This window comes from Devosia crocina (assembly GCF_900116545.1).
Taxonomy (GTDB): Bacteria; Pseudomonadota; Alphaproteobacteria; order Rhizobiales; family Devosiaceae; genus Devosia; species Devosia crocina.
This window is the reverse complement of sequence record NZ_FPCK01000001.1, coordinates 1544281-1571189: the sequence shown is the minus strand read 5'-3', so window position 1 is coordinate 1571189 and position 26909 is coordinate 1544281. Positions and strand designations below refer to the sequence as shown.

Annotated in this window: 24 protein-coding genes; 14 read left to right on the top strand and 10 right to left on the bottom strand. The window is 61.9% G+C overall.

All coding sequences use genetic code 11. The features are described 5' to 3' along the window. Positions 1 to 272: 272 nt before the first annotated feature. Positions 273 to 3167, bottom strand: a complete 2895-nt coding sequence (gene uvrA, locus BM364_RS07550) for an excinuclease ABC subunit UvrA (protein ID WP_175528507.1) — start codon at positions 3165 to 3167, stop codon at positions 273 to 275. A gap of 519 nt (positions 3168 to 3686) precedes the next feature. Between uvrA and ssb the strand changes: the two genes are divergently transcribed. Then, on the top strand, positions 3687 to 4196 hold the full coding sequence (ssb, locus tag BM364_RS07545; protein ID WP_092422952.1) for a single-stranded DNA-binding protein: 510 nt from the start codon (positions 3687 to 3689) through the stop codon (positions 4194 to 4196). Between the two features lie 35 nt (positions 4197 to 4231). Here ssb and BM364_RS07540 read toward each other — a convergent pair whose 3' ends face one another. The 5 genes from BM364_RS07540 to BM364_RS07520 all read right to left on the bottom strand — a co-directional run bounded on the left by BM364_RS07540 (position 4232) and on the right by BM364_RS07520 (position 9272). Further along, a complete protein-coding gene (locus BM364_RS07540; protein WP_092422950.1) occupies positions 4232 to 4639 on the bottom strand; it encodes a YbaN family protein in 408 nt (135 codons plus the stop codon). After that, positions 4636 to 5076: a D-aminoacyl-tRNA deacylase gene (gene dtd / locus BM364_RS07535; protein WP_092422948.1), complete on the bottom strand. Its 441-nt coding sequence runs from the start codon at positions 5074 to 5076 to the stop codon at positions 4636 to 4638. The genes BM364_RS07540 and dtd overlap by 4 nt, the downstream gene beginning before the upstream one ends. A gap of 97 nt (positions 5077 to 5173) precedes the next feature. Continuing rightward, complete coding sequence (locus tag BM364_RS07530; protein ID WP_092422946.1) at positions 5174 to 5701, bottom strand: hypothetical protein; 528 nt, start codon at positions 5699 to 5701, stop codon at positions 5174 to 5176. 175 nt (positions 5702 to 5876) lie between these two features. Then, positions 5877 to 8252, bottom strand: coding sequence for an efflux RND transporter permease subunit (locus BM364_RS07525; RefSeq protein ID WP_092422944.1), 2376 nt, complete (start codon positions 8250 to 8252; stop codon positions 5877 to 5879). Positions 8253 to 8390: 138 nt separating this feature from the next. Beyond that, entirely contained in the window at positions 8391 to 9272 is an 882-nt protein-coding gene (locus BM364_RS07520) for an SDR family oxidoreductase (RefSeq protein WP_092423980.1), read from the bottom strand. Positions 9273 to 9417: 145 nt separating this feature from the next. On the opposite strand from BM364_RS07520, the gene BM364_RS07515 reads away from it, so the two are divergent. From BM364_RS07515 to BM364_RS07475, 9 genes are all read left to right on the top strand, one after another. Next, positions 9418 to 9819 (top strand): winged helix-turn-helix transcriptional regulator, encoded by a 402-nt coding sequence (locus tag BM364_RS07515; protein ID WP_092422942.1) that lies wholly within the window; start codon positions 9418 to 9420, stop codon positions 9817 to 9819. 77 nt (positions 9820 to 9896) lie between these two features. Beyond that, positions 9897 to 10493 carry an ArsR/SmtB family transcription factor gene (locus BM364_RS07510; protein WP_092422940.1) on the top strand — a complete coding sequence of 199 codons (597 nt, stop codon included), beginning with the start codon at positions 9897 to 9899 and terminating at the stop codon, positions 10491 to 10493. Beyond that, positions 10490 to 11713: an MFS transporter gene (locus tag BM364_RS07505; protein ID WP_092422938.1), complete on the top strand. Its 1224-nt coding sequence runs from the start codon at positions 10490 to 10492 to the stop codon at positions 11711 to 11713. Before BM364_RS07510 ends, BM364_RS07505 begins: the two co-directional genes overlap by 4 nt. Positions 11714 to 11874: 161 nt before the next feature. After that, positions 11875 to 14538, top strand: coding sequence for a DNA gyrase subunit A (gene gyrA / locus BM364_RS07500; RefSeq protein WP_092423978.1), 2664 nt, complete (start codon positions 11875 to 11877; stop codon positions 14536 to 14538). Between the two features lie 238 nt (positions 14539 to 14776). Continuing rightward, positions 14777 to 15091, top strand: a complete 315-nt coding sequence (locus tag BM364_RS07495; RefSeq protein ID WP_092423976.1) for a chorismate mutase — start codon at positions 14777 to 14779, stop codon at positions 15089 to 15091. Positions 15092 to 15140: 49 nt separating this feature from the next. Next, positions 15141 to 15644, top strand: coding sequence for a GNAT family N-acetyltransferase (locus BM364_RS07490; protein WP_092422936.1), 504 nt, complete (start codon positions 15141 to 15143; stop codon positions 15642 to 15644). Then, on the top strand, positions 15641 to 16126 hold the full coding sequence (locus BM364_RS07485) for a GNAT family N-acetyltransferase (protein ID WP_092422934.1): 486 nt from the start codon (positions 15641 to 15643) through the stop codon (positions 16124 to 16126). Before BM364_RS07490 ends, BM364_RS07485 begins: the two co-directional genes overlap by 4 nt. 13 nt (positions 16127 to 16139) lie before the next feature. Then, on the top strand, positions 16140 to 17639 hold the full coding sequence (gene gatB, locus BM364_RS07480; protein ID WP_092422932.1) for an Asp-tRNA(Asn)/Glu-tRNA(Gln) amidotransferase subunit GatB: 1500 nt from the start codon (positions 16140 to 16142) through the stop codon (positions 17637 to 17639). A gap of 14 nt (positions 17640 to 17653) precedes the next feature. Further along, positions 17654 to 17947 carry a DUF1330 domain-containing protein gene (locus BM364_RS07475; protein ID WP_092422930.1) on the top strand — a complete coding sequence of 98 codons (294 nt, stop codon included), beginning with the start codon at positions 17654 to 17656 and terminating at the stop codon, positions 17945 to 17947. Between the two features lie 167 nt (positions 17948 to 18114). Here BM364_RS07475 and BM364_RS07470 read toward each other — a convergent pair whose 3' ends face one another. From BM364_RS07470 to purM, 4 genes are all read right to left on the bottom strand, one after another. After that, entirely contained in the window at positions 18115 to 18450 is a 336-nt protein-coding gene (locus BM364_RS07470; protein WP_139232535.1) for a hypothetical protein, read from the bottom strand. Positions 18451 to 18502: 52 nt separating this feature from the next. Next, positions 18503 to 19393, bottom strand: coding sequence for a DMT family transporter (locus BM364_RS07465; protein WP_175528506.1), 891 nt, complete (start codon positions 19391 to 19393; stop codon positions 18503 to 18505). 114 nt (positions 19394 to 19507) lie between these two features. Beyond that, positions 19508 to 20092: a phosphoribosylglycinamide formyltransferase gene (purN, locus tag BM364_RS07460; RefSeq protein ID WP_092422924.1), complete on the bottom strand. Its 585-nt coding sequence runs from the start codon at positions 20090 to 20092 to the stop codon at positions 19508 to 19510. Continuing rightward, complete coding sequence (gene purM / locus BM364_RS07455; RefSeq protein ID WP_092422922.1) at positions 20089 to 21165, bottom strand: phosphoribosylformylglycinamidine cyclo-ligase; 1077 nt, start codon at positions 21163 to 21165, stop codon at positions 20089 to 20091. The genes purN and purM overlap by 4 nt, the downstream gene beginning before the upstream one ends. Positions 21166 to 21403: 238 nt before the next feature. Here purM and BM364_RS07450 point away from each other — a divergent pair, with 238 nt between their 5' ends. The 4 genes from BM364_RS07450 to BM364_RS07435 are packed head-to-tail and all read left to right on the top strand — an operon-like array spanning position 21404 to position 26906. Then, positions 21404 to 22495, top strand: a complete 1092-nt coding sequence (locus BM364_RS07450) for an AI-2E family transporter (protein ID WP_092422920.1) — start codon at positions 21404 to 21406, stop codon at positions 22493 to 22495. Positions 22496 to 22502: 7 nt separating this feature from the next. After that, positions 22503 to 23210: a P-loop NTPase family protein gene (locus BM364_RS07445; protein ID WP_139232534.1), complete on the top strand. Its 708-nt coding sequence runs from the start codon at positions 22503 to 22505 to the stop codon at positions 23208 to 23210. Continuing rightward, a complete protein-coding gene (locus BM364_RS07440; RefSeq protein WP_092422916.1) occupies positions 23203 to 25368 on the top strand; it encodes an RNA degradosome polyphosphate kinase in 2166 nt (721 codons plus the stop codon). Before BM364_RS07445 ends, BM364_RS07440 begins: the two co-directional genes overlap by 8 nt. 2 nt (positions 25369 to 25370) lie before the next feature. Continuing rightward, positions 25371 to 26906, top strand: coding sequence for a Ppx/GppA phosphatase family protein (locus BM364_RS07435; protein WP_175528505.1), 1536 nt, complete (start codon positions 25371 to 25373; stop codon positions 26904 to 26906). Positions 26907 to 26909 lie beyond the last annotated feature (3 nt).

Below are 26909 nucleotides of genomic sequence, written 5' to 3'. Positions count from 1 at the left end.
GGGTCAAATCCCCTGTTGTGGTGGCAGCACGAGAGGAGGATGGGCCGGTTTGCGGATCTGCGCCAGAGGGGCAGGAGCAGGCACGACATGCGTGCGGCGCATGGCATTTTCATGGAACTGACATGAACATTATGCGCCTCAACCACGCTTTATGCTGTCCATGTGTTACCATCTCGCTAACACAAAGGCGCTGTTAACGCCGATTGGTCAGCGCGTCGACATGCGGCAGCGGTTTCTCGCCGGAAGGGGATTGGAGAGAAAAGTGTGGGCCGCTATTCAGCGGCCCGGGTCGCATATTGCGGACGCCGGTCCATGACTTCCTTGAGGAAGGTTCCTGTATGCGAGCGCGGATTGGCGGCGACGACCTCTGGCGTGCCTATGGCCACCACTTCGCCACCCCCATCGCCCCCTTCGGGCCCCATGTCGATGATCCAGTCGGCCGTCTTGATGACTTCGAGATTATGCTCGATCACCACGACGGTGTTGCCGCCATCGACCAACTCATGGAGCACTTCGAGGAGTTTGGCCACGTCGTGGAAGTGAAGCCCCGTGGTTGGCTCGTCGAGCATGTAGAGCGTACGGCCGGTCGCGCGCTTGGAAAGCTCCTTGGAGAGTTTTACGCGCTGCGCTTCGCCGCCGGACAGGGTTGTGGCGGGCTGGCCCACCTTGACATAGCCAAGACCGACCCGCTGAAGCGTAGCGAATTTGTCACGGATCGTTGGCACGGCCGAGAAGAATTCGACGCCCTCGTCGATGGTCATATCGAGAATGTCGGAAATCGACTTGCCCTTGAACTGCACCTCAAGGGTTTCGCGATTGTAGCGCTTGCCCTTGCAAACGTCGCAGGTGACGTAGACGTCGGGCAGGAAGTGCATCTCGATCTTGAGAACGCCATCGCCCTCGCACTTTTCGCAGCGGCCGCCTTTGACGTTGAAGGAGAAGCGGCCAGGCCCGTAACCGCGTGCTTTCGCTTCCGGCAGGCCGGCGAACCATTCGCGCAGCGGCGTGAAGGCGCCGGTATAGGTTGCGGGATTGGAGCGGGGGGTGCGGCCGATCGGGGATTGGTCGATGTCGATGACCTTATCGAGGAACTCGAGGCCAGTCAGAGACTGGTGCGGGGCAGGGACCACACGGGCGCCATTCAGACGCCGTGCGATGGCCTGATACATGGTGTCGATCATCAGGGTGGACTTGCCGCCCCCAGAAACGCCGGTGATGGCGACAAACATGCCGAGCGGGACGTCGACCGAAACATTCTTGAGATTGTTGCCGGTGGCGCCCTTGACCGAAAGCGCCTTGCCTTTTTTGCCTTCGCGCCGTTCAGCGGGCAGCGGAATGCCCATGCGGCCAGAAAGGTATTTACCGGTCAGGGAATCGGGATGATCGAGAATGTCCTGAGGCGTGCCCTCGGCAACGATATTGCCGCCGTTGACGCCGGCACCGGGGCCGATGTCGAGAACATAGTCGGCAGTGAGGATCGCATCTTCGTCGTGCTCGACGACGATGACCGTATTGCCGAGATCGCGCAGGCGCTGCAGCGTTTCGAGAAGACGCGCATTGTCGCGCTGGTGGAGCCCGATGGAGGGCTCGTCGAGCACATAGAGCACGCCCGTCAGGCCGGAACCAATCTGCGATGCGAGGCGGATGCGCTGCGATTCACCGCCCGACAGGGTGCCGGAATTGCGGGACATGGACAGGTATTCAAGGCCCACATCGTTAAGGAAGTTCAGGCGTTCGCGAATCTCCTTGAGGATACGCTCGCCGATCTGCGATTGGGTCTCGGTGAGCTTGTCGGACAGCTCCACGAACCACTTCGAGGCGACCTTGATCGACATGTCGCTGACCTGGCCGATATGGAGACCATCGATCTTGACCGCCAGCGTCTCGGGCTTGAGGCGATAGCCGCCGCAGGCAAGGCAGGGCTTGGCGGACATGTATTTTTCGATTTCCTCGCGCATGCCGGCGCTCTCGGTTTCCCGGTAGCGGCGCTCGAGGTTGCCGATGACGCCTTCAAAAACCTTCGACGTCTTGTATTGGCGCAAGCCATCGTCATAGACAAAGTCGATCTTGGTCTTGTCGGTGCCGTAAAGCACGGCGTGCTGCACATCGAGCGGCAGCGCGTTCCAGGCTGTGCCGGTCGAAGCACCATAGTGCTTCACCACAGCCTGCAGGGTTTGCTGGTAATAGGGCGCGCTGGTCTTGGACCAGGGGAGGATCGCGCCATCGCGCAGCGACAGGGTCGGGTCGGGTACGACCTGATCGGAGTCTATCTTCTGCTCGGTACCGAGACCATCGCATACCGGACAGGCGCCAAAAGGATTGTTGAACGAAAAGAGGCGCGGCTCGATCTCGGCAATGGTGAAGCCGGAAACCGGGCAGGCAAACTTTTCCGAAAAGGTGATCTGACGTGCGGAGCCGTCCGCGTTCTTCTCGTCGGCAAATTCAACAAGCGCAATACCGTCGGCCAGCTTGAGCGCGGTTTCAAAACTCTCGGCCAAGCGGCCGGAGATGTCGGGCGAGACGACGACGCGGTCCACCACCACTTCGATATCGTGCTTGAACTTCTTGTCGAGCGCCGGGGCATCTTCGATTTCGTGATATTCGCCGTCGATCTTGACGCGCTGAAAGCCCTTGCGCATCAGATCGGCCAGTTCCTTCTTGAACTCGCCTTTGCGACCGCGCGCGATGGGCGCGAGCATATAGAGACGCGTGCCTTCGGGCAGTTCAAGGGTGCGATCGACCATCTGGCTGACGGTCTGGCTTTCGATCGGCAGACCCGTGGCGGGCGAGTAAGGAATGCCAACGCGCGCAAAGAGCAGACGGAGATAGTCGTAGATTTCGGTGACGGTACCCACTGTCGAGCGTGGATTGCGTGAGGTGGTTTTCTGCTCGATGGAAATGGCGGGCGAAAGCCCCTCGATGTGCTCGACATCGGGCTTTTGCATCATTTCGAGGAACTGGCGGGCGTAAGCGGACAGCGACTCCACATAGCGGCGCTGGCCTTCGGCATAGATGGTATCGAAAGCCAGAGACGATTTGCCCGAGCCCGACAGCCCAGTCATGACGATCAGGCTGTCACGCGGCAGCTTGACGTCGATGCCCTTCAAATTGTGCTCGCGGGCGCCGCGCACGATGATTTCGCGGTTCTGGCTGGGCGTAGGCTTCATCATATCAGTCCATGGCTCGGTGCGCCGCAAGCAGCACGACGGCGGAGGTCACATTGGGGCGTGGCAGCGGGAAGACCCGAGAAATAGGTGCGCAACGGGACTTTCGCAAGCGCGTATAGCGCATGGCCGAACAAACGGTTGATCACAGCATCGCCTCTTGCCGGAACGAACATAAGTAGAACGCGAGGGATCGGTCAAGAGGCGCGCTGCCCCTCCTCGCCGGTGCTCGGAGCCGCCGGGGAGAGAAAAAGAGCTGGAGGCTTTCGCCGGAGGCAGATGCGGGATCGTTGCTGACAACCGGTGTCAGTAGAGCAATCGTGCGTGGCACATTGACTCTCCTGAAGAGGTGGAACATAAAGAGAACGTTACGCGGGGGGCTCGCCGGGTTCGCGTGGAGACGCTAGGGTGCGCGACCGCTGTGCAGTCCATTCCGCGCCTGAGCGGATGCAGCATTGATTGTGGGATGTGAGCGTTCCGAGCCCTCAGGCGAGCCGGAACTGAATCGAGAAGGACGAGACCATGGCAGGCAGTGTGAACAAGGTCATTCTGGTCGGCAATCTGGGCAACGAGCCCGAGGTGCGCAACTTGCCCAGCGGCGGCAAGGTGGTGAACCTGTCCGTGGCAACCTCGGAGCGCTGGCGCGACCGCAATACCGGCGAGCAGCGCGAAAAGACCGAGTGGCATCGCGTGGTGATCTTCTCGGAAGGCCTCGCCAAGGTTGCCGAGCAGTATCTGCGCAAGGGCAGCAAGGTTTATCTCGAAGGCCAGTTGCAGACCCGCAAATGGCAGGACCAGTCCGGGCAGGACAAGTATTCGACCGAAATCGTGCTGCAGGGCTTCAACGCGTCGATGGTGCTGCTCGACGGTCGCGGCGACAATGCCGGCGAAGGCAGCGGCTATCGCGGCGGCAATGACGATGGCGGCTTCCGCGGCGTCAGCAACAATTCCGGTGGCGGCGGCGGCCGTCGTCCATCGTCCAATGCGCCGGCCTTTGAGCCCGGCGGGCTCGATGACGATATTCCGTTCTGAGTGTGTCTTGAGGAGGGTCGCGTAAGCGGCCCTTTTTATTTTGGCGGGCGCGGGGCGGACGGGCGGCTGAGCACGAACCACGCGCAGGCGCCAAGGCACAGGCCAACCACAACAAGCAGCCAGACGTCGGGTTGAGCGCCAAGCCAGAAGATGGCGAAGCCCGAAGCCATGCCAAGGCAGGCGAGGATTTTAGCGCGGGGCGGAATGACGCCATGGCGGCGCCAATTGACGATGGTGGGGCCGAGATAGCGGTGCCCCAGCAACCAGGCTTCGAGCCGCCGGGACGAGCGGGAAAAGCACCAGGCAGCAAGGATCAGAAAGATCGTTGTCGGCATCAGCGGCAGAAAGGCACCGATGATACCGAGCCCCAGAAGGACAAGGCCGGCGAGAAGATAAAGGACGCGAACCAGCCGATTGGCCGCGACCTCAGGCGGATTGGTCATTGAGCGGTGTCCAGCCAGATGGTGACCGGCCCGTCATTGACGAGGGCGACCTGCATGTCCGCTCCAAAGACGCCATTGGCGACGGCGACGCCAGCGGCGGCCAGCGAGGCGGAAAAATGCTCGTAAAGCACAAGGCCGAGATCTGGGCGGGCTGCCCGTGAAAATCCCGGACGGTTGCCGCGTGTATCGGCAGCTAGAGTGAACTGGCTGACGACGAGTGCTGCACCGTTCACATCGAGCAGCGACCGGTTCATCTTGCCCACGTCGTCGGCGAAGATCCGAAGTTTGGCGATCTTGGCGGCCAACCACTGCGCCTGATCCCCGGTATCGCCCTCCATGGCGCAGACCAGCACCAGAAGCCCCCGAGCGATTTCGCCGGTGACCACATCGTTGACGGCGACCGAGGCGGACGAGACGCGTTGAACAAGAGCGCGCATACGGTTTCCCTGGCTGGAGCGCCCGTGTTGACCAGCCCGAACACTGTGGCGCGGCGGCGAAGCGGGCAACCGGTGGCCGCCCGCCGGAACGCGCCGATTAGCGGCTGAACGGAACCTGGGCCTTGAGGCTGTCGCCGGATTCGACATAGACCACATCGAAGCCGACGCTGATCGCATCGCCATTAAGCGCAATCTGGGCCGAGATGTTCATGTCCTTGCCCTCTTCATCCGGCGTGCGCTCGCGCAGGTTGAAGACGAGGCCATTACCCCGCTTCTGGCCAACCGCGACACCGCTGAAGGTGGCATTGGAGGTCATGGCCGCCTCGAAGCGCCGGTTGGCGTCGACATAGGCTAGGGTGCCAGCGACCGACAAGTTGGTGCCGGCCAGGGTGCAGCGGCCATTGTAATTGACCTTGTCCTGATTGCCCTGGCTCAGCGTCAGGCGGCAGACGACGGATTCGGTCGAGGCGCCGACCACCGTTCCGCGGCCGCGCCACTCCCCGATATAGGATTTGAGCAGGGCGACCTCGGCAGGGCCGGCATAAGCGGGCGCAGCGGTCAATCCGGCCGTCAAAAGGAGACCTGCCAGTGCAGCGGCACGGGACAGGGGTCCAAGAACAATCATAGTGCAAAGCCTCCAAGTGTCACAACAAGCCCCCCGGCATGTCAGCGCCGGCCAGATTATCCCGCTTCGGTGAAAAGCCGGGCCGGATGTCGCGAAAGTGATTGCTTCACTTCCGGTTCAACCTGAATCATCGTTGGCCAGAGTAGCTTTAGCTTCCCTGCGGCGGCAAGCAGATCTACTCGCCCGGCTTGAGCCGCGTATCGGTATCGCCGGATGGATCGTCCGGGGTCGGCACGTGGTCGGCGGTGCGGATGCGGATCGATGTCAGGTTCTGCAGCCAGCGCGATGCGGCTACCAGCAGCGAGGGCAGCATGAAGAGGTCGCCGATCAGCGCCAGCGCGAGCGAAAGCACGAACAGCGTGCCGAACAAGGCGACCTGCGGCAGCTCCGAGAAAGCGACGATGATGGTGCCGGCGCAAAGGATCACGGTGGTCGCTATGATGGCGCCCCCGATCCTGTTCAGCGTATGGCGCACCGCCTCAAGGTGCTCGCGCTGCTCCTCGCGCCGACCGTGCATATAGTGGGATAGCATGTGGATCGTATCATTGACCGCGATGCCAAAAGCGATGGTCAGGGCCATCACGCTGGTCAGTTGCAGTCCGGCACCGGACGCCCAGAGGTAGGCCTGGGTGCCCAGGATCGGGAACATGTTGGGCACGGCGGAGATGAGGGCGATGCGCAGCGAGCCGAAAGCTACCCCGATCAGCACCAGATTGAGAAACACGCTGGCGGCCAGCGAGATCTGCAGCGAGCGCACGATGTCGTCGGTCGCAAAGGTGGTGAGAACGCGGAAGCCCCCCACCTCGGCGCCGCTGATGCCGGCTTGGGCTATTTCGGTTTCGATGCGAGCGACGATGTCCTTGAGCGCCTGGCTCTCGATGATCGTGGGCATGAAGCCGGTGACGAGGGCCTGGCTGCCGTCATCGGTCACGAAGCGCTTGCGCATGAAGGGGCCGACGGCGTCGAACACCTCCTGCCGCGAAAAACCGCTGTCGGTGTAATTGGTGAGGCTGGCTGCAGAGATGACCTTGTTTTCACCCAGCTCGGCCTCGACGATCTCGTGCACCGTGCGGATCGTCTCGAAATCCTGCGGGCCGACATTGGGATCCCGCTCCTGAAGCGGCACGCGGACATAGAATGGCGCGACCCCACCAACGCCCTGGTCGATGCTTTCCGCTGCGCTAAGGGCTGTCGAGCCCTCGGTCATGAAATCCTCAAAGGAAAAGCGAGGCTGGATGAGGAAGAAGGGGATGACCAGGAGAATGGTGACGACAAGCGCCAGCGCCGAGAAGGGGCGGCCGTAGCGCATGGCGAGGCCGAGAGCCAGCGGCACGGGGGCGCTGAGAGCGAAATTAGGCGCCTTGGGTGCCTTGAAGCCAAGGCGGACGGCTAGCTTGAGCAGCAGCGGCATGACGGTCATCAGACAGACGAACATGATGACGCAGCCGACAGCGCCCGCCAGCGCAAATTCCTGCACGCCCTGACCGGGCGACACATAGAGCGATGCAAAGGCGACCAGGGTTGTCAGCGTGGTCAGCGCCGTGGCCGGGCCGACGAGCTTGAGCGTCGTATCCACCGCCTTGTTCGGCTCCATGCCGTCGCGCCAATAGGCCAGCCAGTTGAACACGAAGAACATCGACTCCGCGAAGGCCATGACGAGGACAAGCGTGGTAACGATGATGGTGAGAAAGGAGAAGGAGCCAAAGAGCAGCAGAACCGTGCCGATGGACCAGGCCACGGCCACGAAGGGCGTTGCAGCCACCAGGATGGCGCCCCAGAACGAGCGGAGGGCGAAAAGCGCGATGAAAGCGCCGAGGCCGAAGCCATAGACGGTGAACTTGATCTGATCGTCCACTGCGGCATTGAGCATCTCCGAGGTCCAGACGGGCGGACCGGTCAGCTCGATCGAAAGGGCGCTGTCCTCGTAAAACGCCAGCGTTTCGCGCAGGCTGTCGATCATCGCCTTGCTGCCGTTCTGGCTGACCATTTCCTGATTGGGGAAAACGATGATGACGACGCCTTCGAGGTCGGGCGTGATCAGGTTGCGCATCATCGGATCGTGCTGCTGCAGGTCGGTGAGGGCGAAGGCCACTTCATCCGGCGTGAGCATGCCCTCCGGCACGGCGGGCGCCGACCCACCGGCGCCATCAGGCTTGCGCAGGGTAAAAGGCGACATGGTGCCCACGGCGTAGTCGTTGAGCTCGAGATCGAAAGCGAGGCTGCGCGCGGTCTCGATCACCTCGGGGTCAACGAGGTTCGGCGCATTGACCATGACATAGATGTCATTTTCGAAGGTGCCGAACGTATCGGAGAGACGTTCATAGGCGTCGTAGTAGTGCCCCGAATGGGCGTAGACGCGCAGCAGGTCGCCATCGACATTGGCGCGTGGGATTTGCGCAAAGCAGAGGATCGAAAATGCGATCACCGCCAGCGCCATCAGGCGCGGATAGCGGACGGTCGAGAGCCCCAGATATTCAAAGCCGAAACCGATGGAGCGATCTTGAGTGAGGCGGGCAATAAAACGCTTGAACCAGGAAGAAGAAGAAGACACCGAGACCCGACTCCGCGTTGAGCGCCACCCGGTTCAATTGTCTAGGCGTTTCGTTCTGGTGCGTCCAGCATTTGCCGGTGTCTGGCCTCACGCCCTGCTGCCGGTCGTAACGGCAGCAGGGCGGGGTGGGACTGGCGATCAGACGCCGAGCGCCTCCTTGTTCTCTGCCAGGAACGCGCCGAACGGAGTCGGCTTGCGGCCGGAATAGCGCTCGACTACGCCGGTTACGACGCCATGATGACCGGCGACGGCATCGCGCTGAAAGGCGACAAGCGCTGCGGCAAACCCTTCGGGCAGGCCAGCGGCGACCAGACCCTTGTGGAGCTGCTCGGGGGTGAGCGGCACGACCGAAATGGTTTTGCCCGTCAGCTGACCGAACAACTGCGCCCGCTCGGTATTGGTCACGGGGGCCGCGCCTGTGACGTCTTCGATCGTCTTGCCCTCGGCGCTCAGGAGCGCGCCTGCGGCGGTGCGCGCGGCGTCCGCACGGGTGATGTAAGAGGTGCCGCGATCCCCGATCAGGCCAAAGAGCTGCCCGGATGAGACAACATGCGCCGCATCGGCGAGCGTATTCTCCGCATACATGTGATTGCGCAGGATGGTAAAGTCGAGGCCGCTGGCAGCAATGGCGACTTCCGTCCAGAAATGTTCCGGGTTGAGGCCGGCATCGGGGTCAGGGCGGGCGGCAGGCGCAGAGGTATAGACGATGTGCTTGACCCCCGCAGCGGCAGCGGCTTCAACGATAGCGCGCTGCTGATCGACGCGCCGGCCTACAGCATCGGTGCTGACCAGCAGAAGACGCTCAACCCCGGCAAGAGCAGGCGCAAGGCTTGCCGCATCGTCGAAATCGAGCTTGCGCACTTCGACGCCCTTTGCGGCAAGATCCTGAAGCGTGGCAGGATCACGGGTACCGGCGATGACGCGGGTAGCGCCGCGGGCGAGGAGTTCCTCGACGGCGAGGCGCCCCAGATTGCCAGAGGCTCCGGTGACCAACAGGGCGGCGTTGCTGAACTTGCTCATTCCATTCTCCGTTTGCTTTGCCTCGAACCGCTTGCTCCAATGCAGCATGGAGAGTAGGTATCTAAAGGAGAGTGCTATCTAGGTGTATCCGGCTCTGCTGGAAAGGAGGCACTTTTTCGAGTGAAGATTACCTTGAGGTAAGTGCATGCTGGATGGTGTGGAAACAGCCCAGATCTATATCGAGCGTTGGGCAGCCGCGGCCGGTGCGACGGGTCCCTGTCCGGTGCGCGACGTGCTCGACAAGATCGGCGACAAGTGGAGCATGCTGTTGGTGATGACGCTGGCCGGTGGGCCCAAGCGGTTCAATGAACTTCACCGTGCCGTGCCCGACATTTCCCAGAAGATGCTGACCCAGACGCTGCGCGATCTGCAACGCGATGGCCTAGTTTCGCGCCATGTCTTCGACACCAAGCCGCCTTCGGTGGAGTATCGGCTGACCCGGCTGGGGCATTCCTTGATCGTTCCCTTCGGGCACCTGATCGAATGGGCTAACGGATCCATCCGCCGCATCGAAGCTGCGCGGAAGGATTTCGACGCGGCGCGCTAGTCAAGAAATTGCAAAGACATCTTTGCAAAGAAATGTTTGCGGTTTAGTGTGCATCCCTGAAGGGGAGGGGATGCGCCATGTCCGAACGCCGAGAGATCAGCCGCGTTAAACCTGATGCCATGGCGTTACGCGCGCTCGCCCATCCCCAGCGGCTCAAGATGCTGGGCATGCTGCGGATCGATGGACCAGCAACGGCGACGCGGCTGGCCGAGAGGATGGGGCTCAATAGCGGAGCGACCAGCTATCATCTGCGTCAGCTTGCGCGGCACGGCTTCATCGAGGAAGACAGCGAACGCGGCAATGCACGGGACCGCTGGTGGCGGGCTCGGCACGAAACAACGACGGTGCTTGAGGACGAAACGGACGACGATGCGCTCGATGCAGGGATTGCCTTCACCGAAGCGGCGCTCGCCAGCCAGATGGCCGACATGCAGAACGCCATCGCCCGGCACGCTACGCTCACGCCCGAGTGGCGCAGGGCATCTACCTTCAGCGACTACATCATCCCCCTCGATGCAGCCGATGCCCAGGCGCTGATCGAAAAGCTGCATGCGGTTTTGCGCGAGGCCATGGCGGAAGCGCCGAAGCCCGGCAGCGTTCGCGAGCCTGGCGTCGAAACGGTCAGCATCATGTTGCACGCTTTTCCGCGCGACACAGTGGAGCCAGGTAAATGAGCGGCAAGGGGCCGCTGGTCGCGCTGGCGGCTGCGACGGTCGCCTCGGTCGGCGGTACGCGGCTGTCCGTCATCGCCATTCCCTGGTTGGTGCTGACGACAACGGGTAGCCCGGTGCTGACCGGTTTGATGGGTATGGCGGAACTGCTGCCCTACGTGATCGCCAAGGCGCTTGGCGGCCCCTTTATAGACCGCTTGGGCGCGCGGCGAGTTGCTCTTTGGAGCGATTGCCTGTCTGCCCTTGCCGTGAGCCTTGTGCCCTTGCTCTTCTGGATGGGTCTGCTCTCGATCTGGGTGCTGATTCCAGCGGTTGCGCTGATCGGTGTCTTGCGAGCGCCTGCCGATGCGGCCAAGCAGGCACTGGTGCCCGAAGTTGCCGCGCTGGGGGCAATCAATCTCGAGCGGGCCGCAGGCGTTCTTGGTGCCAGCGAGCGGCTGGCGGGAACGATCGGGGCAGCTGGGGCAGGGGTGCTGATCGCCCTTTTGGGAACGGGTACGGCCATGCTGGTCAATGCGGCAGCTTTTCTCGCATCGGCCGCGCTGATTGGTCTGGGGCTGCCGAAGGGGCGGGCTGTGGGAGGGGAAAGGGAGAAGAGTGGCTATGGCGCCGAGCTTGCCCAGGGCTGGTCGATGTTGCGGCGCGAGCCAGTGCTGGTCGGGCTCGTCGTGATGATCGCCTTCACCAATCTCTTCGATCAGGGATTTGCGCTGGTGCTGCTGCCGGTCTGGGTGAAGGCCGGTGGGCTCGATGTCTCCTGGGTGGGGATCGTCCTCGCGGTGTTTTCCGGTGGCGCCATTGCAGGAGCGGCAATGGCTGCGGCCTTTGCCGAACGGCTGCCTCGATTGCCGGTTTATGTGGCGGGTTTCGTATGCGCGGGGCCAACGCCCATGCTGGTGCTGGCCTATCAAGTGCCGATGCCTGCGGCACTCGCGATCCTGGCGATCAGCGGTTGCGCGGCGGGATTTCTCAACCCGATCATCAACGCCATTCTTTTTGAGCGCATCCCCAAGGAGATGGTGGGGCGGGTGATTGCGCTGGTGGGCGCCTTTGCCTGGGCGCTGATGCCGTTTGGCGGGCTCTATGCGGGGGTTCTGGTAGACCGGTTTGGGATCGCGGCCGCCCTTACGGCAACTGCGCTGCTCTATCTTGCCGCCGCGCTCTCGCCCATTGCCATACCAGCATTCCGCCAGATGAAGCGGCAAGCTCCAGCTGTGGGGTGATCTCCACAGCCCATTGGGGGTGAAATTGGCAATTTGCCCGGAAATCCGCTAGATATGGGGCAAAGAAACCAACGTAGAATCACCCCGTGACAGATACGCCCGAAGATGTGAGCGGCAGAACGCCCGGCTCAGACATCGCACCGATCCACATCACCGACGAAATGCGCAAGAGCTATCTCGATTACGCCATGAGCGTGATCGTCAGCCGCGCCTTGCCGGATGTGCGGGACGGTTTGAAGCCTGTGCATCGCCGCATCCTGTTCTCGATGAACGAGAACGGCTACGACTACAACAAGCCGTTCCGCAAATCGGCGCGCGTCGTCGGTGACGTTATCGGTAAATACCATCCGCATGGCGATAGCGCCGTCTATATGGCGCTCGTGCGCATGGCTCAGGAATTTTCCATGGGCCAGATGCTGGTGGAAGGGCAGGGCAATTTTGGTTCAGTCGACGGCGATATGCCGGCGGCCATGCGTTACACCGAAGTGCGCATGCGCAAGATCACCGGCTTCATGCTCGATGATCTCGACAAGGACACGGTCGATTTCCGCGACAACTATGACGGCTCCGAGCGGGAGCCGAACGTCTTGCCGGCGCGGTTTCCAAACATGCTGGTCAATGGCGGTGGCGGCATCGCCGTGGGCATGGCGACCAATGTGCCGACGCACAATCTGGCCGAGACGATCAATGCGACGCTCGCCGTGCTCGACAATCCCGCGATCACGACGGAAGAGCTGATCGAGCATCTGCCGGGGCCGGATTTCCCGACGGGCGGCGTCATTCTTGGCCGGGCCGGCATTCGCCAGGCTTATGAAACAGGCCGCGGTTCGATCATCGTGCGCGGGCGCTCGACCATCGAGGAAGTGCGCAAGGAACGCGAAGCCATCGTCATCACCGAAATTCCCTATCAGGTGAACAAGGCGGCGATGGTTGAGCGCATTGCAGAACTGGTGCGCGACAAGCGGATCGAGGGCATTGCCGATCTTCGCGATGAATCGAGCCGCGAGGGCATGCGCGTCGTCATCGAGGTCAAGCGCGATGCGCTGCCCGAGGTGGTGCTGAATCAGCTTTATCGGTTCACGGCGCTGCAGTCCTCGTTCGGCTGCAACTTTGTGGCGCTCAATGGCGGCAAGCCGGAGCTGATGAATCTCAAGCAGATTCTCGACTGCTTCATCGCTTTCCGCGAGGAAGTGGTGACGCGTCGGGCCCGGTTTCTCCTCAACAAGGCGCGCGACCGTGCCCATGTGCTGGTCGGTCTGGCTGTTGCCGTTGCCAATATCGACGAAGTGATTGCCTTAATCCGCACCGCGCCGGATCCGGCGACGGCACGCGAGCAGTTGATGACCCGCCGCTGGCCGGCAGCCGATGTGGCCCCGCTGATCAAGCTGATCGACGACCCGCGTCACCGGATCAATGACGATGGCACGTTCAACCTTTCGGAAGAACAGGCACGCGCCATTCTCGAACTGCGTCTGGCGCGCCTCACGGCCCTTGGCCGCGACGAAATCGGCGACGAACTCAATGGGCTCGGCGCCGAAATCGAGGACTATCTCGACATCCTGCGCTCGCGGCAGCGCGTCATCGAAATCATCCGCGAGGAGCTGGAAGCGGTGCGCGACGAATTTGGTTCGCCGCGCCGGACCGAGATTTCGGACCACGCAGCGGATTTCGAGGACGAAGACCTCATTGCGCGCGAAGACATGGTCGTGACCGTGAGCCACGGCGGCTATATCAAGCGGGTGCCGCTTTCGACCTACCGTGCGCAGAATCGCGGCGGCAAGGGTCGTTCGGGCATGTCGACGCGCGACGAGGATTTCGTGTCGCGCCTGTTCGTTGCCAATACGCACACACCGGTGCTGTTCTTCACGAGTCGCGGCATCGCCTACAAGCTCAAGGTCTGGCGCTTGCCGCTGGCGGCCGCCAATGCCCGGGGCAAGGCGCTGATCAATATCCTGCCGCTCGAGCAGGGCGAGCGGATCACCTCGATCATGCCGCTGCCCGAGGATGAAACCTCGTGGGGCAATCTCGACATCATGTTTGCCACGACCCGGGGCACGGTGCGCCGGAACTCGCTAGCTGACTTTGTCGAGGTGCGCCAGAACGGTAAGATCGCCATGAAGCTCGACGAGGGCGATGCCATTGTCGGGGTCGACACCTGCACGGTCAATGACGACGTCTTGCTGACGACGGCCATGGGTCAGGCGATCCGCTTCCAGGCCGACGACGTTCGCCTCTTCAAGGGACGCGATTCCATGGGGGTCCGCGGCATCCAGCTTGCGGAAGGCGACACAGTCATTTCGATGGCCGTGATCAACCATTCCGACGCCACTGCCGAGGAGCGCGCGGCCTATCTCAAGATGAGCCGCGCGGTACGCGGCGAAGAAGAGACAGAGGAGAGCCCCGACGAGGCAGGGGTGGAAGTCGGCGCCTTGCCGCAGGAGCGCTATGCCCAGATGAGCGCCATCGAGCAGTTCATCCTGACCATCTCCGAGAACGGCTATGGCAAGCGAACCTCGAGCCACGAGTATCGCATCACCGGCCGTGGCGGTAAGGGGATCGTCGCCATGGCGGTCAACAAGCGCAATGGCCAGCTTGTCGCCAGCTTCCCTGTCGCCGATGAGGATCAGATCATGCTGATCAGCAATGGCGGCCAGACCATCCGCCTGCCGGTGGGCGGTGACAAGCCCATCCGCCTCGTCAGCCGCGGCTCGCAGGGCGTGATCGTCTTCGATACCGCCGAGGGCGAGAAAGTGGTTTCGGTGGAGAGGATCAGCGAACCGGAGGACGAAGAGGGCGATGATCTCGCCCCACCCGCCGAGGAATAAGCTTGGAACCGCCGGTTGTTCGGGAGAATGGCCGGCGGTTTTGCATTTGGGAGGTGGGCCGGCGTGTGATGTGGGGTGGTGGGTCGCTGCGATATTGGGGCACGCCACTGTCCCTAGAGGCTAAGCTGCGCTTCGGAGGATGGCGCGCGCCGTAACCGCGTTTTTGTCATTTCCGACGGTTGAAATCACGCGCCGAGCGGTGCACACAAACGGGGCACAACTGGACCGAGGACTGCCCGTGACCGCCGCAAAACTGCCCGCTGCATGTGAAACCAAGGACGATGTCCGGTCCGAGATCGACCGGATCGATCAGAGCCTTTTGACTTTGCTTGCCGAGCGTCATCGCTATGTGACAAGAATGGCGGAGATCAAGACGGACCCGCACGAGGCTTTCGATCCCGTGCGGATCGAGGCGATCATTGGCAAGGTGCGCAGCCGCAGCCTCGATCTCGAACTGGACGAGGATCAGGCGGAGCTGCTGTGGCGGACGCTGATCGACTGGAACATAAACTACGAAAAGGGCATCATCGCTGCCCGCAAGAGGGCGCGCTAGCTTTGCGCCACCGGCCGGGCGCCTGGGGCGAGAGAATGGAGATTGGGCCATGGCGGTTATCAAAATTCGCAAAGCCGAAATCTCCGACGCCCCGCGCATGTCCGATATCGCATTTTCGGCCTGGGACACCGGGATAAGACCGCTGCTCGACGAGCGGCCGGGACAGCGTGAAAGCGAACGAACGCGTCTCAGCCAGGCCGCGGGGATGAATTGGCAGAACGCTATCGTCGCCACCATCAATGGCATCGTGGTGGGCTGGTGCTGCCGCTCCCCGCGCCGCAGCTATATCCCATATCTCTTCGTCATGCCGGACATGCAGGGCAATGGCATTGGCGCGCAACTGCTGAGCCGCATGGAAATGATTCTGGAAATGCAAGGCGCGAGGCGCGTGCATCTGGAAACGCCGGCGGACAACGTGCGGGCCGTTCGCTTCTATGAGAAGCAGGGTTATCATATCCTGGCGTTGCGCGGCGAAGGACGGCGTGCCCACGAACCGTTCATGAGCGTGCATCTCGAAAAGGCGTTGCACCCCATCGAGGGGGCGGTCGATTGATCACCCGGCGCGCGCAGACAGCCGACGCCCCGACGCTGGGCGCAATCGGCATTGCCGCCTGGCGCGAGAGCGCGTTTGGCAGGCATGACGCCGGGCGTACCGATGGGGAAAAGCTCCATACCGAATTCATCGACTTCTGCGCGGCCCACCCACACACGATCCTCGTTGGCGAAGAAGGCGGGACTTTGCTCGGATGGGGTGCGCGCGAGCTGTCGGACGAAACCATATCCGATCTTTGGGTTGCACCCGAGGCGCAGGGACGCGGGGTCGGTGCGGCCTTGCTTGCGGCTCTGGAAGAGGCTATCGCCTTGGAAGGTTTCGCGCATGCCGAGCTCGAAACCTATGCCGGCAATGCCGGGGCAGTGCGCTTCTATTCGCGACAGGGCTATGAGCCTATCTGGCGCGGTTTGAAATTCTCTGCCAGCCTGAACTATGACCTCGATAAAATACGCTTCCGGAAACCTCTTCGGGAAGCGGCATAGGACCCGCCCAAGCATGACCCTCGTCGATACCCGCACCCCCGACAAGAAGCGCCTGATTTCCGGTTCGACCGGCGACTGGGAGGTTATCATCGGCATGGAAGTGCATGCCCAGGTGACGAGCGAGAGCAAGCTCTTTTCCGGATCGTCGACCGCTTTCGGCAACCCGCCCAACGCCAATGTCAGTTTCGTCGATGCGGCCATGCCCGGCATGCTGCCGACCATCAACGAAGAATGCGTTCGCCAAGCCGTGCGCACCGGGCTCGGGCTCAAGGCGCAGATCAACAAGCGTTCGGTGTTCGACCGCAAGAACTACTTCTATCCCGATCTGCCGCAGGGCTATCAGATTTCCCAGTTCAAGGACCCGATCGTGGGCGAGGGCAAGGTGTTGCTCGACGTGGATGGGGAGCAGATCGAGATCGGCATCGAGCGTCTGCATCTGGAGCAGGATGCGGGCAAGTCGATCCACGACCAGCACCCGAACATGAGCTTTGTCGATCTCAACCGCTCAGGCGTGGCGCTGATGGAAATCGTGTCCAAGCCGGATCTGCGCTCGTCCGAAGAAGCCAAGGCGTATCTGAGCAAGCTGCGCACCATCCTGCGCTATCTCGGCACCTGTGACGGCAACATGGAACAGGGCTCCATGCGCGCCGACGTGAACGTCTCCGTGCGTCGTCCCGGTGGCGAGTTCGGCACGCGCTGCGAAATCAAGAACGTCAACTCGATCCGCTTTGCCGGCCAGGCGATCGAATACGAAGCGCGCCGCCAGATCGACATTCTGGAAGATGGCGGTGCCATCGATCAGGAAACCCGGCTGTTCGACCCGAAAAATGGCGAAACGCGCTCGATGCGGTCCAAGGAGGAAGCGCATGATTATCGCTACTTCCCCGATCCCGACCTGCTGCCGCTCGAATTCGACGATGCCTTTATCTCCGAACTCTCGCAGCACCTTCCCGAACTGCCTGACGAAAAGCAGGCCCGATTCATCGCCGATTATGGCGTGACTGCCTATGATGCGATGGTGCTGACACTGGACCGGGAAACGGCCGACTATTACGAGGCCTGCGTCGCCCATGGGGGCAGCAAGCGGGATGGCAAGGCTGTTGCCAATATCCTCAATGGCGATGTCGCAGCCTTTGCGAACAGCCAGGGACTTGCTGTTTGGGAGACCCACCTGCAGCCTGCTCAGATCGCTGGTCTGGTCGATCTGATCGCTGGGGGTACTATCTCCTCCAAGGGCGGCAAGGATGTGCTGCAGATCATGATTGCGGAGGAGCCTGAAGGCGATCCGGCCGAAATCGTGGAGCGTCGCGGGCTCAAGCAGGTGACAGATCTTGGCGCCATCGAAAAGATCGTCGACGAGATCATCGCTGCCAATCCCGATCAGGTGGCCAAGGTGTTGGCCAAGCCGACCATGATCGGGTGGTTCGTTGGTCAAGCGATGAAGGCTTCGGGCGGCAAGGCCAATCCGCAGGCGCTTAACGAGCTGATGAAGAAAAAGCTCGGCATCGAATAGCGAAAGGAGGACCCATGGCCAAGGGATATTGGGTTGTGCGGGTCGATATCATCGATCCGGAGCAGTACAAGATTTACCAGGCGGCCGTGGGTCCTTTTCTCGACAGTGTCGGCGGGCGCTTTATCGTGCGCGGCGGCAGAAACACCGTGACCGAAGGGACATCACGGCAACGCACGGTCGTGGTCGAGTTCGACAGCTACGAAGCGGCCCTTTCAGCCTATGACACAGCGCAATATGAGGGGTTGGCTGAGCTTCGCAGCAAGGCGGGCGAGCTGGATTTTGTGATCGTTGAGGGCGTCGACGGTTAAGAGATGAGGCCTGCGTTTTCGGAAGGCCCCTAACCCTAGCCCTCTCCCCATAGGGGCGAGGGGACTGGGCCGGCGGGTGCGGACAGGGCCTGCGTCAAACTGGATCTGATCCCCTCGCCCCTATGGGGAGAGGGTTAGGGTGAGGGGCAGTTGCTTGGTAGCGTCCGCTATGGATTCCAGTCGTTGAGCGGCTCGGGCGGCAGACTGTAATCCAGCTCGTCGGGCTTGTTGTTTCGAACCGGATTACCCTCGGGATCGGATGCGTCAGACGTCGGCAGATGAACCGGCATCGGCGGGGCTGGATGATGTCCGCGATCGACAGGTGCATCGGGCGGCAGTTGTTCCGGGATCGGGGATATGGGGTCCTCGACACCAGGGCCCTGATCCGGCACTTCTTGCGGGCTGGGCGGCACCGGATCGACCGGCTGTGGCTGAGGCGGCTCAGGCTGCGGAACGATCTCGGGATTGGGACGCGGGTCGATTTCAGGTGTGCGATCGGGCATGGCTTTCTCCTTTTGAGCCAACGATGGCTCGCTCGGAGAGTTCCGCCAAAGCTCAGGCGGGCTTGCGCCGGAGGATGTGGCGGATGCGCCCATCGATGAACAGCAGCCCCACGAAGATCACCAGCATTCCCACAAACTGGATCGGCAGGATGGTCTCCTTGAGCACCAGAACGCCGATGACAATGGCCGAAATCGGCGCAATGAAAGTGGTGGTGGCAAAGTTGGTCGGCCCCACGCGCGGCAGGATGCGATACATGATCTGGAAGGTAAAGGCGGTCGACAGGAGCCCGATGGCCAGAGCCGCGCCATAGGTTTCGGGCCGCGTCATGACCGGAATGCCTTCGGCCGCAAAGGCGACAGGCAGGGCGAGAATGGCTGAGCCGCTCATCGCGATCGCTGCGAAGGCCGATGGCTCGATGTGCCGGAAGCTGCGCGTGATGTTGAGCGAAAGTCCATAGCAGAAGGCAGCGCAGAGACAGGCGATCACTGCCCAGATCTGGGAGCTGCCGCCGCCGGACAGCGCCGGCGAGACGAGAATGGTTGCGCCTACGAAGCCGATGCCGACGCCGGTGAATTTTGTCGGGCTCGCCTTTTCACCGCCGATCCAAAAATGGGAAATGATCGCGGTGACCATGGGGGTAAGGGCGTTGATGATCGCGGCGATGCCGCTGGCCAGATGCGCCTGGGCGAGCGGAAACAGGGCAAAGGGAATGGCGTAGGACAAGAGCCCGAGTGCGCCCAGTTGCAGCCAAAGTTTACGATCGCGCGGCACCGGCTTGCGCAAGGCGAAAAGCACTGCCCAACAGCCGAGCGCGCCAATCGAGACGCGCAGGGTGGCGACCCAGACGGGCCCGATCTCGCGGATCAGCACCGCATTGAAGATAAAGGAGAAGCCCCAAATCGTGCCAAGGGCAATGATCCATAACCAATCACGCAGACTCATCGCCATTCTCCCGGTCAAGCCGCAGTTCAGTACGCCCGGCCCGAACAAAGGTCGAACCGATTCTGACGATGGGAGAGATCAATTGCGGTGATGGCCGCTTCCAGGTTCGCGGGGCTAGATTGTCACCTCGCCGCGGGCCAGCTTGGCGAGGGCTTGCGGGTAGAGGCGGTGCTCTTCGACGAGAACGCGGGCGGAGAGGGTTTCGGGTGTGTCGCCGGCGAGAACCGGAACGCGGGCCTGGAGAATGGCAGGACCTTCGTCGAGACCGAGGGTAACGAAATGAACGGTGCAGCCGTGTTCGGTGGCGCCATCGGCGAGGGCACGGGCGTGGGTGTCAAGGCCCCTATAGGCGGGCAGGAGAGAGGGGTGGATGTTGATCAGCCGACCCTGCCAGTGGGACACGAAATCTTCGCCAAGAACGCGCATGAAACCGGCAAGACAGACGATGTCCACTTCCCAGCTTTCGAGCACCTGGGTCATTGTGTCTTCGAACATCTCCCGGCTGGGAAACTTGCTTTGTGCCAGCGAAGCCGTGGCTATGCCCTCGTGTGCGGCAGTTGCAAGACCCGGCGCGGCGGCCTTGTTGGAGAGCACGCCGACGATATCGGCCGGATAATTGGGGTCGCGTGCGGCCTCGATAAGGGCGGACAGGTTGGAGCCACGGCCGGAAATGAGAACGCCGACCTTCTTCCGGCTCACAGGGCGAGCTTTCCGCGGAAGGTCACGGCTTCATCGCCTCGCGCGGTCAATTGGCCGACAATCGCGGCGGTTTCCCCGGCGGCGTTGAGGCTGTCGACGAGTTTGTCGGCGTCTTCCGGAGCGACCGCGACGAGCATGCCGACGCCGCAATTGAAGGTGCGGAGCATTTCGCGTTCGGTCATGCCGCCGACCTTGGACAACCAGCCGAAGACCGGGGGCAGGGTGACTGCGCCAAGATCGATATCGGCAGCAAGTTCATCAGGCAGGACCCGGGGGATATTGTCGATGAAGCCGCCGCCGGTGATGTGGGCGAGAGCCTTGATGCCGAGGCCTGACTTGAGCGCGGCGAGAAGCGGTTTGACATAGATGCGGGTCGGCTCGAGCAGGGCTTCGGCCAGCGATTTGCCGGTTTCGAACGGGGCTGCATCAGTCCAGGCAAGGCCCGAAACATCGACAATCTTGCGGACGAGCGAATAGCCGTTGGAATGTACTCCGGAAGAGGCGATGGCAACGAGCGTGTCACCGGCCGCGATGTCCTTGCGGGGGAGGAGGGCATTGCGCTCGGCAGCTCCGACGGCAAAGCCGGCAAGGTCATAGTCGTTGCCGTGATACATGCCCGGCATTTCAGCGGTTTCCCCGCCGATCAGCGCGCAGCCAGCGAGGCGGCAGCCATGGGCGATGCCCTCCACGATCGCAGTGCCCTGGGCGACATCGAGCTTACCGGTCGCGAAATAATCGAGGAAGAACAGCGGCTCGGCGCCCTGGACGACGAGGTCGTTGACGCACATGGCAACGAGATCCTGGCCAATCGTGTCATGCTTGCCCGTGTCGATGGCAATCTTGAGCTTGGTGCCGACCCCGTCATTGGCTGCGACCAGGACTGGATCGACAAAGCCGGCGGCCTTGAGATCGAACAGCCCGCCGAAGCCGCCGATCTCGCCATCTGCGCCGGGCCGGCGCGTCGAGCGCACCGCAGGCTTGATAGCTTCCACAAGCGCATTTCCGGCATCGATGTCGACGCCTGCCTGCTTATAGGAAAGGCCGTTTGATGGCACGTTTTGCGCTTCGGACATGAGCCTAATACCAATGCTGGGGATATCGGGTACGCCTTGGCAGCCGAGACCCTGTCTGGTTGAACTTCTCGGTGCTTGCCGCTAGAGCTTTGTAGCGAACCGAAGGGATCGCACAGTGCTCCAGGTCTGTGGTTTTAGTCGCGTTTTCATTGGCGTTGAGGTGCAGCCCCAGCGTCAGCGATTTCGCTAGGGGCCTGATAGCTTCTTGGATAGTCAGACGCAAGGGCCGCCAGGCACCATGAACCTTCGAAATCAAGTGCTGATCTGGATTGGCTTCTTCGTCTTCCTGATCCTCTCGCTGTGGATCTTCCGCGGCATCCTGCTGCCCTTCGTGGTGGGCGCGGCACTGGCCTATCTTCTCAACCCGCTGGTGAACCAGCTGCAGAAGCTGCGGATAAATCGCGGCTGGGCCACCGCTTTGGTGCTGGCTAGCGTCGTCGTGATCGTCATCGGGCTTTTCGTGATGCTATTGCCCATGATCATTCAGCAGGTCGTGGGGCTGGTGCAGCGCTTGCCAGGTTATGCCGCCGATCTCGAAGCCCTGGTGCGGCGCTGGGCGCCGGAACTGAGTCAGTGGCTGGGACCGGAGCGCGCCGCACAGGTCGAGCGCTCGGTTTCCGATATTCTGGGGCAGATGGTGGGTCTTGCCGGCATTCTGACGCAGGAAATCGTCAATTCGGGCATGACCCTGATCAGCCTGATCGGCTTTACGATCTTCACCCCTGTGGTCGCGTTCTATCTGCTGCTTGATTGGGACAGCATGGTGCGCGGCGTGCACGATCTGCTGCCGCGCCGGCACCGCGCGGAAATTCTGGGCATCCTGCGCGACATCGATAGTTCCATGGCCGGGGTGATCCGCGGGCAGGGCGGTGTGCTGCTGATCGATGCGGCCTTTTATTCTGTGTCGCTGTCGCTGATCGGACTCAACTTCGGCCTCGCAGTCGGGCTGATCGCGGGACTTCTGAGCTTCATCCCTTATGTCGGGTTCGGGGTTGGGTTCACCCTGTCGATGGGAATCGCCATCGTGCAGTTCTGGCCCAATTGGTGGATGGTCGCCGGAGTGGGTGGTATTTTCCTCGGCTGGCAGTTCATTGAGGGAAATATCCTTTATCCAAAGCTTGTGGGTGGATCGATCAACATCAACCCGGTGTGGCTGATGTTCGCGCTGCTGGCCTTCGGTGCGCTGTTTGGCTTTGTCGGGCTGCTGCTCGCCGTGCCCCTGGCGGCCATTGGCGGTGTGCTCGTGCGCTTTGCCATTCGCAAGTACAAGGCAAGCAGCCTTTATCTCGGGTCCAGCCATGGGGGTCATGGTGGCAGCCCCACTGCGTGAGGATAGGGTGCGCCAGCTACCGCTCGAATTCGATCACGCTCCGTCCCATGCGGCTGACGACTTCCTAGTCGGCGCCGGGAATGCGTTAGCCCACGGCCGCATTCAGGCTTGGCCCCACTGGCCGGAAGCGGTGACGCTGCTGATCGGGCCGCCCGCAGCTGGCAAGTCGCATCTGGCGCGCATCTTTGCCGATCGCAGCCATGGGCAGACCGTGACGCCTGAAACGATCGCCGCCATCGCCGCTGCCGATGGACGCGGGGCTCTCGTGATCGAGGATGCCGACAGGCTCCATTACGACGAACCGAGCCTTTTTCATCTGCTGAACCAGGCCATGCGCGGGAACCGCACGATTTTACTGACGGCGCGTGCCGAAGTGGCTGAATGGCCGCTTGCGACCGACGACGTGCGCTCGCGAGTTCGCCGCGCTCCGGCGTTCCGGCTGGAGGTGAGCGACGACATAGAACTGTCACAGATGTTCGCCAAGCTTTTCGGTGACCGGCAGGTCAGGGTCGATCCGAAGATCATCAGCTATCTCGTGGCGCGCATGGAGCGCAGCCCGGAAGAAGTTGCTGTTCTCGCCAATCACCTCGATCGGCTCGCCCTTTCGCGGGGCACGGCCATTACCCGCGCAATCGCTGCGGAAGCACTGGCGCTCCGGGACCTGGAGCGCGATCATGAGCGTCAAACGGATGGGGAAGCGTCGACCGATGAATGAAATGGGAGAATTCAACGAAGCCGAAAGCGCTGCTCCTGACATAGAGGCCTTGCGCACCAGTCCCGCGCGGTTCGTCAATCGGGAAGTGAGCTGGCTGCAGTTCAACATGCGCGTGCTCGAAGAAGCCGGCAACGAAGCGCATCCCCTCCTTGAACGACTGCGCTTTGTGTCGATCTCGGCAAACAATCTCGACGAATTCTACATGGTGCGTGTGGCCGGCCTGAAGGGACAGATCCGGGCAGGACTGACCAAGCACAGCGCCGATGGATTGACGCCGAGCGAACAGCTCGAGGAGATCGCAACGCTCGCCCAACACCTGCAGCGCGATCAGCAGGACCACTGGGAAACACTGCGCGAAGAGCTCTTTGCGCAAAACGTCGTCATCCACGAATCCAACGATCTCAGCGAAGATCAGGTCGCCTATCTGCAGCGCCTTTTCCGGGAAGAGATTTTTCCGGTTTTGACGCCCATTGCGGTGGACCCGGCGCATCCGTTTCCATTCATTCCCAATCTCGGCCTGGCGCTCGCCTTTGAACTGCGCCGGCCCGATAGCGACCAACCGCTGACGGCTCTGGTGCGTATTCCAGGCAATCTTGACCGCTTCATCAATCTGCCGACCGGGCTTGTATCCGATGGGCGGACTGAAGTCGTTACCATAGACACTCTGGTCAAGCTGTTCTTTCACAAGATGTTTCCGGGCCATGAGGTGGTGGGTTCGGGCGCCTTCCGGATCATTCGGGACAGCGAGATCGAAATCGACGACGAAGCGGCTGATCTGGTGGTGGAGTTCGAATCTGCGCTGCGCCAACGCCGCCGCGGCCAGGTGATCCGGCTCGAGATCGAGCGCTCGATGCCGCGCGCGCTGCAGCGCCAGATCGGTGAACAGCTGGGCATCAAGGACGCCGATGTGTTCGAGGTCCATGGCTTTCTTGGCCTTGCCGATGCGCGCAAGATTTGTGACGTGGACCGGCCAGACCTGAAATTCCCGCCCTATATCGCGCGCTTCCCCGAGCGGATCCGCGACTACAACGGGGACAATTTCGCGGCGATCCGCGCCAAGGATATCCTTGTCCATCACCCCTTCGAAAGTTTCGACGTCGTCGCCCAGTTTCTGATGCAGGCGGCGCGCGATCCGGACGTCGTGGCAATCAAGCAGACCCTTTATCGCACCTCTGCCGATAGCCCGATCGTCAAGGCGCTGGTGATGGCGGCGGAAGCGGGCAAGTCGGTCACCTGTCTCGTCGAACTTAAAGCGCGGTTCGACGAAGAGGCCAATATTCGGTGGGCCCGCGATCTAGAGCGCGCCGGGGCGCAGGTGGTGTTCGGCTTTATCGAACTCAAAACGCACGCCAAACTCAGCCAGGTGGTGCGGCGCGAGAAGGGCAAGCTCGTCAGCTATTGCCATATCGGCACTGGCAACTATCACCCGATCACGGCCAAGGTTTATACCGACCTCAGCTATTTCACCATCGACCCGACAATCACGCGTGACGTTGCGCGCGTCTTCAACTTCATCACCGGCTATGCGCGCCCGACCGAGCTCGAAACCATTGCCGTGTCGCCGGTGAACATGCGTGAAACGCTGCTCAACAACATCGCGCGCGAGATCGAGCTGGCGCGCGAGGGGCAGTCCGCATCGATCCTTTTGAAGATGAACTCGCTGGTTGACCCCCAGGTGATCGACGCGCTTTACGATGCGAGCCAGGCCGGCGTGAAGGTTGACCTGATCGTGCGCGGCATCTGCTGCCTGCGGCCGGGCATCCCGGGATTCTCAGAGAATATACGCGTCAAGTCGGTGGTCGGACGCTTCCTCGAGCACAGCCGCATCTACTGCTTCGGCAATGGCGAGAGCATGCCCTCGCCGCGGGCACAGGTCTATATTTCCTCGGCAGACCTCATGGGGCGCAATCTTGATGGGCGTGTCGAGGTCATGGTGCCGATCCTTAACCGGACTGTCCACAAGCAGATCCTTGACAGGACGCTGGTTGCCTATTTGAAGGACAACCAGCAGAGTTGGGAAGTGCTGCCTGATGGCAGCTCCCACCGGGTGCGTGTTGCAGACGGCGAGGAACCGTTCAATGCGCATGACTATTTCATGACCAACCCATCGCTGTCGGGCAGAGGCAGCGCAGGGATTGGAGACGGCGACGAGGGCTGAGTTTGACACAATTCTGGGGCGTCGATGCCGATCCCACAGCCCAGGGCCGTCTCAAGGGTGCGCAGCCCGTGGCGGTGCTCGATATCGGGTCGAACTCGGTTCGACTGGTGGTTTACGAACGCCATGCCCGTTCCCTGACGCCACTTTATAATGAAAAATCGGCCTGTGCGCTCGGGCGTGGCATCGCTCAAAGCCGGCGGCTGGCCGATGCCAATGTCGCCAAGGCGATCGACGCCATCAAGCGCTTCGCGCTGGTTGCCCGCATGATGCGGGTCGGGCAGGTGCATGTGCTGGCGACCTCTGCCGTGCGTGATGCGGCCAATCGGCTGGAATTTGTTTCCGCAGTCGAAGAGATCATGGGCGCACCGGTGCGCGTGCTCTCAGGCGAAGAAGAAGCCCATTTTGCAGCGCTGGGCGTAGTGGCCGGAATTCCCGGTTTTGTAGGTGTGGTCGGGGACCTCGGGGGCGGGAGCCTCGAATTTTCCGCCATTCTCGACCGAAACGACAGCAATGGCGAATCCTTCGAACTTGGCGTCATCCGCCTGCAGGACGATGCCGATGGATCGCCGAAAAAGGCGGCGACGATCGTCCGGGACCGGCTCAAGAAATCCATGCTGCCGCAAATCCCGTCCGGGGGGCAATTTGCGGCCATCGGGGGCACCTGGCGCTCGCTCGCCAAGCTTCACCTCGAGCTGCGCAGCTATCCGCTTCACATGGTCCAGGACTATGTGGTGCCTGCTTCGGAAATGATCTCATTTTGCGACGAGATCGTAGCCGCAGATTCGGTCAAGAGCTATTCCGGCTCAGGCAGCGTGAGCAATTCGCGGCGCGAACTGGTGCCGTTCGGCGCCGCCGTGATGGGCGAGGTGCTCCGCGCCGGGCATTTCGACAATGTGGTCTTCTCCGCACTCGGGGTGCGCGAAGGGTATCTCTACGGCTTGCTCTCGGAAGCGGAGAAGGGCGTCGATCCGCTGATCCGGGGCGCTGAAGAACTGGCGGTCCTGCGATCGCGTTCGCCCGCGCATGCCAATGATCTGATCGAGTTCACCGGTCAGTATTTCGAGGCAATCGGCCATGCTGAAAGCGGTGACGAGGCCCGGCTGCGCAAGGTCGCGTGCCTTCTGGCCGATATCGGCTGGCGCGCGCATCCGGATTATCGTGGGCCGCAGAGCGTCGACATGGTCGCCTATGGCTCGCTGACCGGGGTCGATCATCCGGGCAGGGCGGTTTTGGCCAACACAATTGCCGTGCGGTATGACGGACTGAAGAGCAAATCAGCCAATATGCTGGCGGACCTGACGAGCCCAGAGCAGATCCGCTGGGGCCGTTTGGTGGGAGCCCTGTTCCGTGTCGCGTATCCGATGACGGCAGCCATGCCGGGCATCCTGCCGCGCATTCGGTTCCGCCTCGATAGCGATTGCCTGGTGCTGCACCTGCCGGCCGACTACGTCTTTCTCAATGGCGAGCACCTGCGCAACAGGCTCAACCATTTCGCCGGCTTTGCCGGGCATGCGGGTTCGCGCGTCGATGTGGGCTGAGGC